Annotated in this window: 19 protein-coding genes; 6 read left to right on the top strand and 13 right to left on the bottom strand. The window is 72.5% G+C overall.

The window, feature by feature from the left end:
- Positions 1-48: 48 nt before the first annotated feature.
- Positions 49-942, top strand: a complete 894-nt coding sequence (gene sigJ / locus D6270_RS03415; protein WP_109166791.1) for an RNA polymerase sigma factor SigJ — start codon at positions 49-51, stop codon at positions 940-942.
- Positions 943-1221: 279 nt separating this feature from the next.
- Positions 1222-1989, top strand: a complete 768-nt coding sequence (locus tag D6270_RS03410) for a GntR family transcriptional regulator (protein ID WP_109166792.1) — start codon at positions 1222-1224, stop codon at positions 1987-1989.
- Between the two features lie 158 nt (positions 1990-2147).
- On the opposite strand, the gene D6270_RS03405 is transcribed toward D6270_RS03410, so the two are convergent.
- Complete coding sequence (locus D6270_RS03405; protein ID WP_109166793.1) at positions 2148-3305, bottom strand: ROK family protein; 1158 nt, start codon at positions 3303-3305, stop codon at positions 2148-2150.
- Between the two features lie 185 nt (positions 3306-3490).
- Here D6270_RS03405 and D6270_RS03400 point away from each other — a divergent pair, with 185 nt between their 5' ends.
- A complete protein-coding gene (locus D6270_RS03400) occupies positions 3491-3928 on the top strand; it encodes a hypothetical protein (RefSeq protein ID WP_109166794.1) in 438 nt (145 codons plus the stop codon).
- 70 nt (positions 3929-3998) lie between these two features.
- Here the strand turns inward: D6270_RS03400 and mug are convergent, their stop codons facing one another.
- The 6 genes from mug to D6270_RS03370 form a co-directional block, all read right to left on the bottom strand.
- Entirely contained in the window at positions 3999-4556 is a 558-nt protein-coding gene (gene mug, locus D6270_RS03395; RefSeq protein WP_109166795.1) for a G/U mismatch-specific DNA glycosylase, read from the bottom strand.
- A 19-nt stretch (positions 4557-4575) separates the two neighbouring features.
- Positions 4576-6009, bottom strand: a complete 1434-nt coding sequence (purB, locus tag D6270_RS03390; protein ID WP_109166796.1) for an adenylosuccinate lyase — start codon at positions 6007-6009, stop codon at positions 4576-4578.
- A 134-nt stretch (positions 6010-6143) separates the two neighbouring features.
- On the bottom strand, positions 6144-7007 hold the full coding sequence (locus D6270_RS03385) for an SGNH/GDSL hydrolase family protein (RefSeq protein WP_109166797.1): 864 nt from the start codon (positions 7005-7007) through the stop codon (positions 6144-6146).
- Positions 7008-7099: 92 nt separating this feature from the next.
- Positions 7100-8119, bottom strand: coding sequence for a hemolysin family protein (locus D6270_RS03380; RefSeq protein WP_109166798.1), 1020 nt, complete (start codon positions 8117-8119; stop codon positions 7100-7102).
- Complete coding sequence (locus D6270_RS03375; protein ID WP_109166799.1) at positions 8116-9456, bottom strand: hemolysin family protein; 1341 nt, start codon at positions 9454-9456, stop codon at positions 8116-8118. The genes D6270_RS03380 and D6270_RS03375 overlap by 4 nt, the downstream gene beginning before the upstream one ends.
- Positions 9457-9625: 169 nt before the next feature.
- Positions 9626-10060 carry a GNAT family N-acetyltransferase gene (locus D6270_RS03370; protein ID WP_109166800.1) on the bottom strand — a complete coding sequence of 145 codons (435 nt, stop codon included), beginning with the start codon at positions 10058-10060 and terminating at the stop codon, positions 9626-9628.
- A gap of 84 nt (positions 10061-10144) precedes the next feature.
- On the opposite strand from D6270_RS03370, the gene D6270_RS03365 reads away from it, so the two are divergent.
- Together D6270_RS03365 and D6270_RS03360 are read left to right on the top strand one after the other, a co-directional pair.
- Positions 10145-10372 carry a hypothetical protein gene (locus D6270_RS03365; RefSeq protein ID WP_014157595.1) on the top strand — a complete coding sequence of 76 codons (228 nt, stop codon included), beginning with the start codon at positions 10145-10147 and terminating at the stop codon, positions 10370-10372.
- Positions 10369-10740, top strand: coding sequence for a fic family toxin-antitoxin system, toxin component (locus D6270_RS03360; protein ID WP_109166801.1), 372 nt, complete (start codon positions 10369-10371; stop codon positions 10738-10740). The genes D6270_RS03365 and D6270_RS03360 overlap by 4 nt, the downstream gene beginning before the upstream one ends.
- A 13-nt stretch (positions 10741-10753) precedes the next feature.
- Here the strand turns inward: D6270_RS03360 and D6270_RS03355 are convergent, their stop codons facing one another.
- From D6270_RS03355 to bioB, 4 genes are all read right to left on the bottom strand, one after another.
- Positions 10754-11431 (bottom strand): class I SAM-dependent methyltransferase, encoded by a 678-nt coding sequence (locus tag D6270_RS03355; RefSeq protein WP_109166802.1) that lies wholly within the window; start codon positions 11429-11431, stop codon positions 10754-10756.
- 141 nt (positions 11432-11572) lie between these two features.
- Positions 11573-12268, bottom strand: coding sequence for a dethiobiotin synthase (bioD, locus tag D6270_RS03350; protein ID WP_109166803.1), 696 nt, complete (start codon positions 12266-12268; stop codon positions 11573-11575).
- 1 nt (position 12269) lies between these two features.
- Positions 12270-13613, bottom strand: coding sequence for an adenosylmethionine--8-amino-7-oxononanoate transaminase (locus D6270_RS03345; protein ID WP_109166804.1), 1344 nt, complete (start codon positions 13611-13613; stop codon positions 12270-12272).
- Positions 13606-14829: a biotin synthase BioB gene (gene bioB / locus D6270_RS03340; protein ID WP_109166805.1), complete on the bottom strand. Its 1224-nt coding sequence runs from the start codon at positions 14827-14829 to the stop codon at positions 13606-13608. Before bioB ends, D6270_RS03345 begins: the two co-directional genes overlap by 8 nt.
- Before the next feature lie 144 nt (positions 14830-14973).
- On the opposite strand from bioB, the gene D6270_RS03335 reads away from it, so the two are divergent.
- Complete coding sequence (locus D6270_RS03335) at positions 14974-16146, top strand: 8-amino-7-oxononanoate synthase (RefSeq protein ID WP_109166806.1); 1173 nt, start codon at positions 14974-14976, stop codon at positions 16144-16146.
- Here the strand turns inward: D6270_RS03335 and D6270_RS03330 are convergent.
- Both D6270_RS03330 and D6270_RS03325 read right to left on the bottom strand, forming a co-directional pair.
- Positions 16139-16381: a DUF397 domain-containing protein gene (locus D6270_RS03330; protein ID WP_109166807.1), complete on the bottom strand. Its 243-nt coding sequence runs from the start codon at positions 16379-16381 to the stop codon at positions 16139-16141. The genes D6270_RS03335 and D6270_RS03330 overlap by 8 nt on opposite strands.
- Before the next feature lie 45 nt (positions 16382-16426).
- Positions 16427-17287, bottom strand: a complete 861-nt coding sequence (locus tag D6270_RS03325; RefSeq protein ID WP_109166808.1) for a helix-turn-helix domain-containing protein — start codon at positions 17285-17287, stop codon at positions 16427-16429.
- Between the last annotated feature and the right edge of the window lie 85 nt (positions 17288-17372).

Genomic DNA, 17372 nt, shown 5'->3' with positions numbered 1-17372 from the left:
CGGCGATTCCCGCTGGACACCACCTGGCGGGTCGGCTGGGATGGGCCGGTGACAGCCGACCCCGCCACCGAAGTCTTCGAGGAGCACCGGCCCGTCCTCACCGGCGTCGCCTACCGCATGCTCGGCCGGGTCGCCGACGCCGAGGACGTGGTGCAGGAGGCGTGGCTGAGATGGTCGTCCGTGGCCCAGGAGGGCATCCGCGAGCCGAGAGCCTTCCTGGTACGCATCATCACGCGGCTGGCCATCGACCGGCTGCGCCACCTCACGTCCCGCCGCGAGGCGTACGTCGGCCCCTGGCTGCCCGAACCGGTCGTCACCGGTTTCGGGGGCTCCGGGCCGACCGCGCCCGACGCGGCGGAGCGGGCCGTCCTCGCCGACTCCGTCTCCCTCGCCGTACTCGTCGTCCTTGAGTCGCTCTCCCCGCTGGAGCGGGCGGTCTTCGTGCTCCGGGAGGCCTTCGGCTTTCCGTACGCCGAGATCGCCGCCACCCTCGACCGCACCGAGGCGGCAGTCCGCCAGCTAGCCGGGCGCGCCAGGCGCCACGTGGCGGAGCGCAAACCGCGCTACGACGTCGATCCGGCCGAGCGCCGCGACCTCACCGAGCGGTTCCTGGCCGCCGCGTCCGGCGGCTCCGTCGAACAGCTGATGGCCCTCCTCGCGCCGGACGTCCGGCTCGTCAGCGACGCCGGGGGCAAGGCGAAGGCGGCGCTGCGGGTCATCGAGGGCGCCGGCAGGGTCGGACGGTTCCTCGCCGCGGTCGGCCAGGAGGTCGGGCCGGAGTGGGACGTGCGGATCGCGGAGTTCAACGGCGGGCCCGGTGTGGCGTGCTTTGTCGGAGGAAAGGCGGACACTTTCTTCCAGATCGAGATGCGCGACGGGATCATTCAATGCATCTATATCGTTCGTAATCCGGACAAGCTCGCCGGACTCTCCGCCGCCTGATCACGCCTGCTTTCCGGCCAGGGGTGATCCGGATGAACCCGCTCCACGGCCGACCGGCCGACGCCCCGCCACCGGCCCGGTGGTGGGGCTTCATGCTGCGCGCTGCCCACGGCACCGCGAACGTCTTGTGAACGCTCTGCGCCAAAGTCCCGTTTCGTTCCGTCGCGGAATAAGGATTGGTCTTGACCAAGGGGATGCGCCACCCTAAGGTCACCTTAAGACAGGAACCTTTAATAAATAGCGTCGCGGAAGAGTCGCTGGGCGATTGCGGAGGACTTGGTGGGGACCACGCAGCTGGAATCGGTGCAGGAGCCGAAGTACTGGCACCTCAAGACCGTGCTCAGTGAGGCACTCGACTCGGACTTCGCGGTGGGTGAGATCCTGCCCAACGAGCGGGACCTCGCGGCACGGTTCGGAGTCGCGCGTGCCACGCTCCGGCAGGCTCTGGAGCAGCTCGAACTCGAAGGCCGGCTGCAGCGCCGCCGAGGCGTCGGCACGACCGTCGCCCCGCCGCGGGTGGGCGTCGCCGTCTCCACCGCCCAGCACGAGTGGACCGGCGGTGTGGCGGGCGAGGCGTGGCAGCCGGTCGACTGCGCCCATGAGGCCGCTCCCGGTGCGGTGGCCGCGATGCTCGGCACCGGCACCGAGCCCGTTCATGTGGTGCGCCGTATCCGCGACACCCACGGCCAGGCGGTGGCGGCCGAGCTTCTCTACGTACCCGCCTCCTCGGTCCCCGACCTCTCCGCGATCGACGCACCGTCCGGCACCGTTCGCGCCCGAGCCGTGCTGCGCGAACTGCACCGGCTGGGCCTGGAGGGCCAGGACCGTTCGGTGGAGCTGGGGTCGGCGCGCGCGGACGACGCCAGGGAACTCGACCGGCTCCCCGGCGCCCCCGTCCTCGTCGTCACCACCCGCTACTTCGCGGCGGGCGGTACGGCGGCCGTGTCCATCGCCACCTACCGGGCGGACACCTGCCGGCTCACCTTCGGGGACTCCGGCGCGCTGGAGATCAGCCACGACGAGCAGCAGGAGCGCCAGGCGTCCTGAGGCGTTCCTCCGGGAGATCCCCTGACTCGTTCCGGGAGCCCTGTGCTCCCTCCGGGAACAGCGCCACCTGATGGCGGCCCCGCCGGGCGACCGGTCCGGGCCGCCATTCGCGTATCACCGGCCCCTTCCGGGGGTGCGCCCAACGGGCCTGCCCGCCGTCAGCGGCGGGCCGTCACCGCGCCCTCGACCGCGAACAGCTGCTCCTCGACATGGTCCAGCGCCAGCCGCAGCGCCCCGGTCGCGACCGCGGCCTCACCCAGCAACGACAACGTCACCCGCGGCGGGCGCAGACAGTAGCGGGCCAGCTCCTCGCGCAGCGGCTCCAGCACCCCGTCCAGGCCGGCGGCCCAGCCACCGACCACCACCAGCTCCGGGTCCAGGGCCAGCACCAGGGCCGCCACATCGTGCACCAGCCGCTGGAGGAACCGCTCCACGGCCGCCTGCGCCTCCGCGTCACCCCGTCTGGCCTTGGCGAAGACCGCGGCCACCGCCTGCTCGTCCAGCGGCTCCAGCGGGGTCCCCGTGGTCGACAGCAGATGCTCCGGCGTCACCCCCCGGCCCAGCAGGTGCAGAGCGCCGATCTCCCCGGCCGCCCCGCCGAACCCCCGGTGCAGACGTCCGCCGATCAGCGAACCGGCCCCCGGGCTCAGCCCCGCCAGCACGAAGACGATGTCGTCGGACTCGGTGGCCGCGCCCTTCCAGTGCTCGGCGACGGCGGCGGCGTTGGCGTCGTTCTCCACGAGGACCGGACAGCGGAACGACCGCCGCAGCCGCTCCCCGAGCGCGAGCCCCGTCCACCCCGGCAGCGCCGTGCCCAGCCGCACGGTCCCGTCGGCCTCCACGATGCCGGGACTGCCGACGCCCACGGCGCGCAGACTGCTCCGGGCCACCCCGGTGCGGCGCAGCAGATCCGCGATCACGGCCCTCATCTGGTCGAGTCGCTCGTCCGCACAGGCCGTCTCCGACACCGTGCGCGAACCCGCCCCGGTCACCCGGCCGTCGAGTCCCGACAGCAGCGCGGAAACCCGGTGCGGGCCGATCTCGACGCCCAGCAGATATCCCGCCTCGACACGGAAACGGAACCGGCGGGCGGGCCGTCCCTGACGCCGCGCCTCACTCTCGTCGGGCAGCGCCTCGACCACCAGACCGGCCTCGAACAGTCCCTCGACGACGCCCTCGACCGTCGGCCGGGAGAGTCCCGTGATCCGGGTCAGGTCCGTCAGCGTCGGCGAGCCGGCCCCTCTCAGGGCGTGCAGTACCACCGCTGAATTGATCCGCCGCAGCAGCGACGGATCTCCCCCGGTCAGCCGGCTCACGGTGTGTCCTCCCAGCTCGTGCGCATGTCTGCCGGATCGTACTCGCTGCTCGCAGGCCCTGCGAGCAGCACCGCGAGCCGGTATCGAGCCGCAACCTGCGTCGGCCACGAGCCACCGGACCGCACGCGCCGCCCGACCCCGGGGGCAGGGCAACGGCTGTCGGTGCCGGACGGTTTACTGACGGTATGACGACCGCACACCATCTCCGCCTCATCGACGGGATGCGCACCCGGGAATTCCCCCAGGAGCGCGTGCCGTCGGTCTCGGGAGTCAGCGGACCCGGCTATCACACGGCATTCCTGCGCACCGACCACGAACCCTGGGGCGACGACGAGCCGGTCGGCCCCGAGCACCGGGCGCAGTGCCTCGCGGACCACGACGCGCTGCTCACGCTCCTCTCGGCCCGCTGGGGCGAACCGCAGCTGATGAGCCTGTGGAGCGCGCAGGAGCGGATGATGGCGGGCGAAGTGATACCCGAGCCCTGGGCGGATCCGGTGGCCGGCTGTGAGTACGTCAGACTGTGGCAGGTCGAGGAGCGTTGGATCGCGATAGGGCTGGTCCTGGAGGACCAGGGGCCCGGCTGCGAACTGACGGTGCTGGTGACCATCGTGGACCCGCCCTGACCCGGACGGCGGAAACCGGCGGGCGGTCAGGGACGAGGGACGGGCCCGGAGTCGACGAGCGGTCAGAGCCTCAGCCCGGAAGGTCCGGTGCCGTCGCGCGTACGGCCTCACGCAGGCGGGCGTACTCCTCGGCCATGGTGTCGACCGTCCAATGGGCGTTGAGACCGCTGGGGTTGGGCAGGGCCCACACCTGGGCGCCGCCGATCCCGCGCTCCTGCCGGCCGATCCGGGCGCGGGGCTCCCCGAAGGCCGTGCGGTACGCGGTGATCCCGACGACCGCGAGCCACGCCGGCGCGAGCCGTTCCACCCGCTCGGTGAGGGCCGCCCCGCCCTCCCGGTACTCGTCCGCGCTCAGTTCGTCCGCCCGGGCCGTCGCCCGCGCCACCACATTGGTGATGCCGAGGCCCAGGGGCAGCAGCTCGGACTGTTCCGAGGGCAGCAGCCGCCGGGGGGTGAAGCCCGAGCGGTGCAGGACCGGCCAGAAGCGGTTGCCGGGGTGGGCGAAGTGGTGGCCCGTCGCCGCGGTCATCAGGCTCGGGTTGATCCCGCAGAAGAGCACCCGCAGACCGCCCGCGGCCACATCGGGGACGGTGCGGTCACGGGCGGCGTTCAGCTCTTCGGGTGTCATGCGGTGCGGCCGGCGCCGGTCAGAGGATCGAACCGGGGGCGTACGCCGCGGCCTGCGGGTGCTGCTTGGTGATCTCCTCGATCCGCGACACGAGCACCGCCACCTGGTCGCCCGCCGCACCCGTGAACGAGAGCTTGTCCGCCATCAGCGCGTCCAGCTCCGCACGGTCCAGCGGGATGCGCTCGTCGGCGGCGAGCTTGTCGAGCAGCTCGTTGCGTTCCGCACCCTGCTCCCGCATCGCCAGGGCGGAGGCGACCGCGTGCTCCTTGATCGCCTCGTGGGCCACCTCGCGGCCCACCCCGGCCCGCACCGCGCCCATGAGGACCTTGGTGGTCGCCAGGAAGGGGAGGTAGCGGTCCAGCTCGCGCGCCACGACCGCGGGGAAGGCGCCGAACTCGTCCAGCACCGTCAGGAAGGTCTCCAGCAGACCGTCGAACGCGAAGAACGCGTCCGGCAGCGCCACCCGGCGGACCACGGAACAGGACACATCGCCCTCGTTCCACTGGTCACCCGCCAGCTCGCCCGTCATCGAGGCATAGCCCCGCAGGATCACCATCAGGCCGTTGACCCGCTCGCAGGACCGCGTGTTCATCTTGTGCGGCATCGCGGACGAGCCGACCTGGCCCGGCTTGAAGCCCTCGGTGACCAGCTCGTGCCCGGCCATCAGCCGGATGGTCTTCGCCACCGACGAGGGCGCAGCGGCGAGCTGCACCAGGGCGGTCACCACGTCGTAGTCGAGGGAGCGGGGGTAGACCTGGCCGACCGAGGTGAACGCCTCGGCGAAGCCCAGGTGTCCGGCGATGCGCCGCTCCAGGTCGGCGAGCTTGTCCGCGTCACCGCCCAGCAGGTCCAGCATGTCCTGCGCCGTGCCGACCGGGCCCTTGATCCCGCGCAGCGGATAGCGGGAGAGGAGGTCCTCCAGCCGGCCGTAGGCCACCAGCAGCTCGTCAGCGGCGGTCGCGAACCGCTTGCCGAGCGTCGTCGCCTGCGCGGCCACGTTGTGGGAGCGCCCGGCGATCACCAGCTCGCGGTACTCGGCGGCCAGCTTGCCGAGCCGGGCCAGCACGGCCACGGTGCGGTCGCGCATCAGCTCCAGCGAGAGGCGGATCTGCAGCTGCTCGACGTTCTCCGTCAGATCCCGGGAGGTCATGCCCTTGTGGACCTGCTCATGACCGGCGAGGGCGTTGAACTCCTCGATCCGGGCCTTCACGTCGTGCCGGGTGATCTTCTCGCGCTCGGCGATCGACGCCAGGTCGACCTGGTCGAGTACGCGCTCGTAGTCGGCCAGCGCGGCCTCCGGCACCTCGATCCCGAGGTCCTTCTGAGCGCGCAGCACCGCCAGCCACAGCTGACGCTCCAGCTTCACCTTCTGCTCGGGGGACCAGAGGACGGCCAGCTCCGTGGAGGCGTAGCGGCCGGCCAGGACATTGGGGATGCGAGGCTTCGCAGACACAGCAGTCACGTAAAGGGAGTCTACTGTCGGTTTCTGCAGGCCAGCGCCGCGGGCCTCTTTGTGGCTTGCTACGAAACCCGGCGTACGCGACCGGGCCGCGTGCCCCGGCCACGCAACCCGATGACGAAGGCCGGTCACGAGGACGCGGGGGGTGCGCCCTCCTCGGACGAGGCCCGGCGCCACCCCGTCACCGGCCCGGGGGACTCCGCGTCCGCGGGCGTGATCCAGAAGCCCGAAGCGGTCGCGGTGTCGAACTGGGCGCCCCACCGGCCGTCGCCGGAGGACCGGCCGGTGAGCCGGCGGCCGATCCAGGGCCCCAGGTGGCGGCGGGCGAAGCGGATGTCGTCGGCCCGCCGGTTCGCCCAGCGCGGCGGAAGGGAGGCGGGGACCGGCGCCTGCCAGTCGAGTTCGGGCGGGAGTCCCAGCGTCTGCCAGACCGCCTCCGCCACCCGCCGGTGCCCCTCGGCGGCGAGGTGCAGCCGGTCGGCGTCCCACATGCGCGGGTCGCTGAGCGAGGGCGCGGAGTAGAGGTCGACCACCACGGCTCCGTGCCGGCTCGCCAGGTCGTCGATCAGGGCGAACAGCGCCTCCATCCGGGGACGGAACCGGTCGAAAACCGGGCCGTTGCGCCCGGGGCTGCGCATCAGCACCAGCTGCTTGCAGGACGGGGCCAGCCGTTCCACGGCCTCCTCCAGCCGCCCCCTGACCATGCCCATGTCGCACTTCGGGCGCAGCGTGTCGTTCAGCCCGCCGACGAGGGTCACCACATCGGCCTGCATCGCGGCCGCCGCGGCCACCTGCTCGTCGACGATCTGCCTGATGAGCTTTCCGCGTACGGCGAGGTTGGCGTACCGGAAGCCGGGGGACCGGGACGCGAGCCGGGAGGCCAGGACATCGGCCCAGCCCCGGTAGCTGCCGTCGGGGAGCAGATCCGACATGCCCTCGGTGAAGGAGTCGCCGACCGCGACGAGACTGGTGTAGGAGGCATTCAATTCCATGGCCCGGTGATTCTATCGCGTGAGAGCTCCCGTACCGTCCGGCCGGTACGGGAGCTCTCACGCAGCCGGTGCGGGACCGGCCGCGCAGGCGATCAGCGGGACTGCGCCCGGCCGACCAGTTCGCGCAGGACGTCCTCCATCGTGACCATGCCGACCAGCCGGTCCCCCTCGTCCAGGACCGCCGCGAGATGGGTCCGGCTGCGCCGCAGTGCGGTCAGTACGTCGTCCAGCGGGGTCGCGGCCCGCACCCGGGCGATCGGCCGCAGGGCCGACACCGGGAACGGCGCGTCCCGGGGCGTGGCGTCCAGGGCGTCCTTCACATGGAGATAGCCCAGGATGCGGCCCTCGCTGTCCATCACCGGGAAACGGGAGAACCCTGACACGTGCGAGAGCCGCTCCAGCTCCTCGGGCGTGGTGCCGACCCGGGCGTACAGCACCCGGTCCACCGGCATGACCACATCCCGTACCGGACGCCGTCCCAGCTCCAGGGCGTGGTGCAGCCGCTCCGCCGAGCGGTCGTCGACCAGCCCCGCGTCGCCGGCGTCCTTCACCAGCCGGGCCAGTTCGTCGTCCGAGAACGTCGCGGAGACCTCGTCCTTCGCCTCCACCCGCAGGAGCTTGAGCAGAGCGTTGGCGAAGGCGTTGATCGCGAAGATCACCGGCCGCAGCGCACGGGCCACCGCGACCAGCGGCGGGCCCAGGAGCAGCGCGCTGCGCGCCGGTTCGGCCAGCGCGATGTTCTTCGGCACCATCTCGCCCAGCAGCATGTGCAGGTACGTCGCCACGCCCAGCGCGATCGCGAAGGAGAGCGGGTGCACCAGCCCGTCCGGCATCCCCACCGCGTCGAAGACCGGCTCCAGCAGATGGGCGATGGCGGGTTCGGCCACGATGCCCAGCACCAGGGTGCAGAGCGTGATGCCGAGCTGGGCGGCGGCCAGCAGCGCCGAGACGTGCTCCAGCCCCCAGATGACACTGCGGGCCCGCTTGTCGCCGGCCTCGGCCTGCGGCTCGATCTGGCTGCGGCGTACGGAGATCAGGGCGAACTCGGCGCCCACGAAGAAGGCGTTGAGCACCAGGGTCAGCAGACCGATGAAGAGCTGGAGGACGATCACCGGCCCTCCTCCGCCCGCTGCTCCTCGGCACCGGGCGGCGGTGCGTGCAGCAGTGCCCGCGCGGCCCGGCGGCCCGTGGCGTCCACCACGTCGATCCGCCACCCCGCCAGCTCCACGGTGTCGTCCACCGTCGGGATCCGCCCGAGCTCGGCGGCGATCAGCCCGGCCAGCGTCTCGTAGGGCCCGTCGGGCACCCGCAGGCCGATCCGGCCCAGCTGATCGGTGCGGGCCGCACCGTCGGCCGACCACAGGGTGCGGCCGTCGGCGTCCTCACCGGAGGCCGCCAGGTCGGGCGTCTCGTGCGGGTCGTGCTCGTCGCGTACCTCGCCGACGACCTCCTCCACGATGTCCTCCAGCGTCACCACGCCTGCCGTACCGCCGTACTCGTCGATCACCACCGCCATGGCGAGCTTCCCGGACAGCTGGTCCAGCAGCCGGTCCACGGTGAGCGTCTCCGGTACGAGCAGGGGTTCACGCAGCATCTCCGAGACCCGCTTACGGGGCCGCTCGTCGGCGGGGATCGCCAGCACGTCCTTGATATGGGCCACGCCGACCACGGTGTCCAGGCTGCCCCGGTAGACGGGGAACCGGGACAGCCCGGTGGCGCGGGTCGCGTTGGCCACGTCCTCGGCCGTCGCCCGTACCTCCAGCGCGGTCACCTGGACCCGAGGGGTCATCACGTTCTCCGCGGTCAGCTCCGCCAGATTCAGGGTTCGTACGAAGAGTTCGGCGGTGTCGGCCTCCAGCGCCCCCTCCTTCGCGGAGTGCCGGGCCAGGGCGACCAGCTCCTGCGGGCTGCGGGCGGAGGCCAGCTCCTCGGTCGGCTCCAGGCCGAAGCGGCGCACGATGCGGTTCGCCGTGTTGTTGAGGTGGCTGATGAAGGGCCGGAACACGGCGGTGAACACCCGCTGCGGGGTGGCGACCGCCTTGGCCACCGAGAGCGGCGATGAGATCGCCCAGTTCTTCGGGACCAGCTCGCCGACGACCATCAGGACCACCGTGGACAGGGCCGTACCGATGACGAGGGCCAGCGTCGAGGCGGCGGCGGGAGGCAGACCGGCGGCCTCCACCGGGCCGCGGATCAGCTTGGCGATCGACGGCTCGGAGAGCATGCCGATCACCAGGTTGGTGACGGTGATCCCGAGCTGCGCGCCCGAGAGCTGGAAGGTCAGGCTGCGGACGGCCTTCAGGGCGCTCGACGCGCCCCGGTCACCGCGTTCGACGGCCTGCTCCAGCTCGCCGCGCTCCACCGTGGTCAGCGAGAACTCCGCCGCGACGAAGGCACCGCACGCGACACAGAGCAGCAGGGCGACGAACAGCAGAAGCACTTCGATCATCGGTTCACCTCCGTCCCATGATCGGGCAGGGGCGGAAGGATCGCGCGGTATCGGCTACTGGGGGGCTCGCCCATGGGCGGACGCTCACACCTTTCGGCAGATGGCGGGTGGGGGACGGACGAAGGGCCCATCGTAGAGCGTCTGCCCCGCCGCACCCCGCCCTACCGCGTCACTCCGTGAGGTGCTTCACCCAGCGGCTCCACTGAGGCTGCGGACCGTAACCCGCCGCCCGCCAGGCGTGCTGCGCCAACTCGTTGCGGTCCAGCACCATGGCGTCGGCGCGGCGTCCGCCGAGGGCCGCGAACCGTTCCTCCGCCGCCGCGAGCAGGGCGCCGCCCACACCCCGGCGGCGCTGCTCCGGATGGACGGCGAGCCGGTAGAGATGGCAGCGCCAGCCGTCGAAGCCCGCGATCACGGTGCCCACCAGTGTTCCGTCCCGCTCGGCGAGGATCAGGGCGTCCGGGTCCCGTTCCACCAGACGCGCGACCCCGTCGCCGTCGTCGCTGATGCTGGTGCCCTCCGCGGCCACCTTCCAGAACGCGAGCACCCCGTCCAGATCGGCCGCGGTCGCGGACCGTATCGAAAGATCGTCCATGGCGGCCATCCCACCACCCGCCGGCCGGGTAGGTCGATCGCTTTCCCGTGCCTCCCCTTGCCGGTGCTAGCGGGCCCGCGCTAGCGTGGAAGGGTGCCCAAGACTCAGCTGAACGTTCGAGTGGACGAGGCCACCGCCGAGGCCGCGCGGCAGCGCGCGCTCCAGAGGGGGATGAGCGTGAACCGCTACATAGAGGAGCTCGTCAAGCAGGACGCCGGCGAGGTGGGACACACCTTCGTCGAGGCCGCCGCCGACTTCATGAAGCAGTACGAGTCGGTCTTCGCCGAGGAGTTCGGCCCGGAGCGCGAAGGCACCCGTTGAACCTGCGGATCGACCTCTCCTGGCTGCTCATGGTCGCCGAGCACAAGACCCCCGGTGACCCCCAGGTCGTCGACTGGGGCGCCCTCGTCGCCGCGGTCGCCCGCCACGAGGCGGAGATCTTCGGCAGCGCCGTCTACAGCGACCCGCACGCGCGGGCGGCCGCCCTGTTGCAGCTGCTGCTCCATGTCCCCGCCCTGGAACGTTCGAACGCCATGTTCGCCTCGGCCGTCGCGTACGGCTATCTGGTCGCCTCCGGGCTGAAGGTCATCACCTCGCCCGAGCAGGTGCGCGATCTGGCCCTCCTGGTCAAGCAGGGCAAGGCGGACGTACGCGCCATCGCGGACGAGCTGCGTCAGTGGAGCGTCTGAGACGCGAGCACGCTCAGTCCGGGTTGAACGGCTTGCGGGCCACCCCCAGCACGCAGGGCGACGTGGGCAACCGCACGCCCTTCTCCGGGATCCGCAGCCTGCGGTACGTCCCCAGCTCGAAGCCCGCCGCCTCGATGGCGGCCAGCGGGTCCCGGGCCGTATGACAGCCGCCGAAGAGGAGCGGCCACACCGTCCGGTCCGCCGTGCGCTGGGCGGCCGCCAGGGCTCTGCCCGGTGCCAGTCCGTGTTCGAAGAACCGCAGTTCACCGCCCGGACGCAGCACCCGCCTGATCTCGGCGAGCGCCTTCGGCAGGTCCCGCACCGTACACAGGACCAGTGAGGCCACCGCCGCGTCGAACGCCTCGCTCTTGACCGGCAGCGCCTCCGCCGCACCCGGCACCACATCCACCGGCACCTCGGCGCGCAGCCCGGCGCGGACGGCGAGCTGCCGCAGCGAACGCTCCGGCTCCAGCGCCACGACCTCCGACACGGTCCCCGGATAGTGGGCGAAGTTCAGCCCGTTGCCCGCACCGATCTCGATGACCCGGCCGGAGACCCCCGCCACCAGCTCCTCGCGGTACGCGGCGACGCCGCCCCTGAGGTCGGCCGTCACACTCAGCCGGGCGTAGAAGCGGGCGAAGACCGGGTGGTGCACGGCGTCCGGTGGGCGCTTCCTGCTGCGCAGCTGCATGACGGACCTCCGGGAGGGAGCGGGCGTACGGCTCTCCCCAACGATCCTCCCCCGTACGGACCGGTACAGGCGTGTCCGTACGGGGGAGGGGCGGCCGTACGCGACCCGTTCCGCTCCCTACGCCACAGGCCGCTCCCGCCGTCACAGCGACGGCACGGTCCACGTCCCCCCGAGCTCCGGCGCCAGCCAACCGGCCGCCCTCGCCGCGAAGTCGGCGCCCGCCAGCGCCCCCGCCCCGGCCGGTACGGCCCCCAGCAGCGGGGCGCCGGCCGCCACCGGCAGGTCCTCGATGTTGCAACGGGAGGCGAGATCGGGGTGGTCCGGCATGCTGCCCACCACGACGCCCAGGCACTCCAGCCCACGCGCCCGCAGCGCCTCGGCCGTGAGCGCGGTGGCGTTCAGCGTGCCCAGGCCCGCGGGCGCCACCACCAGCACCGGTGCCGACAGCAGCTGTGCCGCGTCCGCCAGGGTCGCGCCCTCGTCGTCGAACCGGACGAGCAGCCCGCCCGCCCCCTCGACCAGCACCAGATCGTGCTCGGTGGCCAGCTTCCGCGCCGCCTCGGCCACCTCGTGCGGCCGCACCGGGGTGAGCCCCGCCCGCCGGGCCGCCGTTGCCGGGGCCAACGGCTCGGGGAACCGGGCCAGTTCGACCGCGGTCACCTGGTCACCCGCCAGCCGCGCCACCTCGGCCGCATCGCCCGGCTCGCCGGGCGCGAGCCCGGTCTGCGCGGGCTTGAGCACCGCGACCCGGCGCCCCCGCGCGGCAGCCGCCACGGCAGCGGTCACCACCGTCTTGCCGATCTCCGTCCCCGTACCGGTCACCACGAGAATCGTCATCTCAGCCCTCCCGTGCCGCGGCGCACACGGCCCGGCAGATCCGTCGTACGTCGTCGTCCCCGGTGACGTACGGCGGCATCGTGTACACCAGATCGCGGAACGGCCGCAGCCACACGCCCTCGCGCACGGCCGCCCGGGTCGCCGCCGCCATGTCCACCTCGTGGTCGAGTTGGACGACCCCGATCGCCCCCAGGACGCGTACGTCCACGACCCCCGGGACCGCCGACGCGGGCGCGAGCCCCGCACGCAGCCCGGCGCCGATCCGCGCCACCTCGCCCTCCCAGTCCTGCCCGAGCAGCAGGTCCACCGAGGCCGAGGCGATCGAGGCGGCCAGCGGGTTGCCCATGAACGTCGGGCCGTGCGCCAGCACCGGCACCTCGCCGCGCGAGATCCCCTCGGCCACCCGCGAGGTGCACAGCGTCGCCGCCATCGTGAGATAACCGCCGGTCAGCGCCTTGCCCACGCACATGACATCCGGCGAGACACCGGCGTGAGCGGCGGCGAACAGCTTCCCCGTCCGCCCGAAACCCGTGGCGATCTCGTCGAACACCAACAGCACGTCCGACGCGTCGCACGCCTCGCGCAGCACCCGCAGATAGGCGGGGGAGTGGAACCGCATCCCGCCCGCTCCCTGCACCACCGGCTCCACGATCACCGCGGCGACCTCGTCGGCGTGGTCCGCGATCAGCTCCCGCAGATGGGTCACATAGGCGGGGTCCGGCTCCGCGTCGAAACCGTCCGGCGGGGCGTCGGCGAAGACCTGCCGGAGCAGCGCCCCCGACCACAGCTCGTGCATCCCGCCCTCCGGGTCGCACACCGACATCGGCTGCCAGGTGTCGCCGTGGTAGCCGCCGCGCCAGGTCAGCAGCCGGCTCTTCTCCGGGCGCCCGGCCGAACGCCAGAACTGCAGGCACATCTTGACCGCGACCTCGACCGAGACGGACCCCGAGTCGGCCAGGAAGACATGCTGGAGCGGCTCAGGGGTGATCTCCACCAGCCGGGCCGCCAGCCGGACGGCGGGCTCATGGGTGAGCCCGCCGAACATCACATGGCTCATCCGGTCCAGCTGGCCGCGCGCGGCCTCGTTGAGGACCGGGTGGTTGTAGCCGTGCACCGCCGACCACCAGGACGACATGCCGTCCACCAACTCCCGCTGCCCTTCGACGGGTTCGGCGAGTTGGAGCCGCACGCCGGAGGCCGACTCCACGATCAGCGGCTGCTGCCGACCTGGCATCGGACCGTAGGGGTGCCAGACGTGCGCGCGGTCCAGCGCCCGCAGTTCGTCCGGGGCGTACGGTTTCGGCTCGGCGGGCCCGCCGCGGTCGGGGTCGTACGGCTCAGGCATTGGGCGCGAGATCCGTCCCCGCACCGCGCCGGCGGACCGCGACCAGATCCGTACGCGCCGCGCCGGCCGGGGCGCTCTCCCCGGCTTCGGCGGGCGCCGGCTCGCCATGGCCACCGCACGGCCCGCAGCCGCCGCCGGACGCTCCGTGCGCACCGCAGCCAGCCGTCTCCGGGGCGTCCTGCGAACCGCAACCGCCCCCGGCGAGCGCGTCGGACCGGTGACGCGGCAGCGTGGTCGTGCCCTGGCCCTCCACCTCGAACCCGGCGTCCGCGATCATGTCCAGGTCCGCCTGGCCCGCCTGGCCCTCGCTGGTCAGGTAATCACCGAGGAAGACCGAGTTCACCAGGTGCAGCGCCAGCGGCTGCATCGACCGCAGATGCACCTCGCGGCCGCCCGCGAGCCGGACCTCGACGTCCGGGCAGACGAAGCGGACCATGGCGAGGATGCGCAGGCAGCGCTGCGGGGTGAGGTTCCACTCCTTGGCCAGCGGCGTTCCCTCGAAAGGGATCAGGAAGTTCACCGGCACCGAGTCCGGGTCCAGGTCGCGCAGCGCGAAGACGACGTCGACCAGGTCCTTGTCGCTCTCGCCCATCCCGGCGATCAGCCCGGAACACGCCGAGAGCCCGGCGGCCTGGGCCTGCTGCACGGTCTCCACCCGGTCCGCGTACGTGTGAGTGGTGGTGATCGCCCCGTACGTCTCCTCGGACGTGTTGAGGTTGTGGTTGTACGCGTCGGCACCCGCCGAACGCAGCCGGTCGGCCTGCCCGTCGGAGAGCAGACCGAGACAGGCGCAGACCTCGACGCCCTCGTGTCGCTCCTTGATGGCCTCGATGGTCTTGGTGACCCGGTCCACGTCCCGGTCCGTCGGGCCGCGCCCGCTCGCCACCAGGCAGACCCGCTTGGCCCCGCCCGCGACCCCGGCGGCGGCCGCCCTGGACGCCTCGTCCGGCTTCAGCCAGGTGTACTTGAGGATCCCGGCCTGGGAACCCAGCCGCTGCGAGCAGTACGAGCAGTCCTCGGGGCAGAGCCCCGACTTCAGGTTGACCAGGTAGTTGAGTTTGACGCGCCGCCCGAACCACTGGCGGCGTACCTTGCCCGCGGCGGCCACCACGTCGAGCAGGTCGTCGTCGGAGGTCGCCAGCACGGCGAGCGCTTCTTCGCGGGTCGGCAGTTCGCGCCGCAGCCCCTTGTCCACCAGCGTGTTCAGCAGGTCCATGAAAGATGATCCTGGCTTACGGCACCGCCTCCAGCCAAGGAGGAACCAGACAGGAGACGTGGGTGCGGGTGTGTGTATTGCCACACCCTGACCTGCTGCGCACCCCGCTAGGGTCTGTGAGCTGCCTACAAAAGGGACCGTCCTATGTCCTTCGCCCCGCCCTCCGCCCCGTTCGACTGGATCGACGACGAGGCCCGCCGCCGGGCCGAGGCCGGGCTCGTCCGGGTCCTGCGCCCGAGGAGCGCGGAAGCCGGGCTCCTGGACCTGGCGAGCAACGACTACCTGGGCCTCACCCGGCACCCTGAGGTGGCCGCCGCGGCCGCTGCCGCAGCCCACCGCTGGGGCGCGGGCGCCACGGGGTCCCGGCTGGTCACCGGCACCACCGAGCTGCACACCGAACTCGAACGGGAACTCGCCGACTTCTGCGGCTTCGAGGCGGCCCTCGTCCTCTCCTCCGGTTACGCGGCCAACCTGGCGGCCCTCACGGCACTGTCCGGGCGCGGCTCGCTCATCGTCTCCGACGCGGGGAACCACGCCTCCATCGTGGACGGCTGCCGGCTCTCCCGCGCGGAGACCGCCGTCGTCCCGCACGCCGACCCGGACGCCGTGGCCAAGGCGCTCCGGGCCCACGGAGGGCGGGCGCTCGCCGTCACCGACTCGGTCTTCTCGGTGGACGGGGACGCGGCCCCGCTCTCGGCGCTGGCCGAGGTCTGCCGCGCCGCGAACGCGGCCCTCGTCGTGGACGACGCGCACGGCCTCGGCGTCCTCGGCGACGGCGGACGCGGCGCCCTCGCCGCAGCGGGACTCGCGGGCGGTGAGGGGACCGTCGCCACGCTCACCCTCTCCAAGTCGCTGGGCAGCCAGGGCGGTGCGGTCCTCGGCCCGGCCCGGGTCATCGGCCATCTGGTCAACACGGCCCGTACGTTCATCTTCGACACCGGCCTCGCCCCGGCGGCGGCGGGCGGCGCGCTGGGGGCCCTCCGGCTGCTGCGCCGGGAACCGGAACGGGCGGCCAGGGCCCGGGAGGTCGCCACCACGCTGTACGGGCGGCTCACCGCCGCCGGGCTGACGGCGGTCCGCCCGGACGCTGCGGTCGTCTCCGTACGGGCACCCTCCGCCGACGCGGCGGTGACGTGGGCGGCGGACTGCCGGTCGGCCGGAGTGGCGGTCGGATGCTTCCGGCCGCCGTCGGTGCCGGACGGCATCTCCCGGCTGCGGCTGACCGCACGGGCGGACCTCACCGAGGAGCAGATCACCGGCGCGGTGGCCACGATCGTCGCGACCGCTCCCCGGGAGGCCCTGGCTCCGCTCAGCTGATGTGCTGCCGGTCCAGCCCGGCGACGAAGGTGGTCCAGGCCGTCGCGGAGAAGCGGAGCGGCGGCCGGTCCACGTCCTTGGAGTCGCGTACGGCGAGGAGCGGGCCGCCGGGCTCGGGGCCGTACAGCCGGGCGGTCTCCACGCAGTTGTTCATTCCGGTGGAGCGGCTGCTGCGGTGCCACAGCAGTGGTTCGGCGGTGGGTGACAACGGGTGCGGTGCGAGACGGTCGGACATGGTGCCCCCCTCGGGCAGAGTCGGACGTCCTGTCGGGTTGTCGGGTTAGCGGAAGCCGCGGCGGATCGCGGCGACGAGCTCCAGCGAGTGGTCCGGCGGCAGTGCGTGTGTCTGCAAGGTGCGGAAGGCCGAGCTGTACGCGTCGAGGTCTTCTTTCCGCTCCAGATAGAGGCTACTCGTCAAGTGGTCAAGAGCGACCACATCCAGATCAGAAATGTTCGGAAAGGAGAAGATGACGAAAGGGGAAGTGAGTCCGACATACCCGCCGACCGAGAAGGGCAGCAACTGGAGTTCCACGTGCGGGAGTTGGGCTACCTGGTTCAGATGGTGCAGCTGATCCCGCATCACCTCGGGCCCGCCCACCTCCCGGTGCAGCACCGCCTCGTCCAGGACGGCGGTGAACCGCAGCGGCGGCTTCGCGCGCAGCACCCTCTGACGGGTCAGCCGCACCTCGACCAGGGAGTCGAGGTCGTCCGGCGGCAGGCCCTCCAGCGAGGCCCGGGTCACCGCCCGCGCGTAACCGGCGGTCTGGAGCAGCCCCGGCACCACCGAGGTCTCCAGGGTCCGCACCGTGCTCGCCTGCGACTCCAGGCTGATGAAGTCCCGGTACTGGGGCGGGATCAGGCCCCGGTAGGCGTGCCACCACCCCGAGCCGCCGCCGCCCGCCGACCCGGCGAGCACTTCGAGCAGGGCGCGCAGCTGGGTGTCGCGCACCGCGTAGACGTCGAGGAGGCGCGTCACGTCCCCGGGGCTGACGCCGCTGGCTCCGGTCTCGATACGGCTCACCTTCGACTGGTGCCAGCCGAGCAGGCGCGCGGTGTCCCGGCTGGTCAGTCCGGAGGCGTGCCGCAGACTCCGTAACTCCTCGCCGAGCTTCCGTCGTCGGACGACGGGGCCGTGCAGCATCCAGGTCTCCTCGCGCTGTGCGGACGGAACGGGTCCGACATGCACCGCAAGGTTCGGTCCCGCAAGGGGGTCAGTGTGCCCGTCG

The organism is Streptomyces griseus subsp. griseus (assembly GCF_003610995.1).
GTDB lineage: Bacteria > Actinomycetota > Actinomycetes > Streptomycetales > Streptomycetaceae > Streptomyces.
This window is presented reverse-complemented; position numbering and strand designations above follow the sequence as displayed.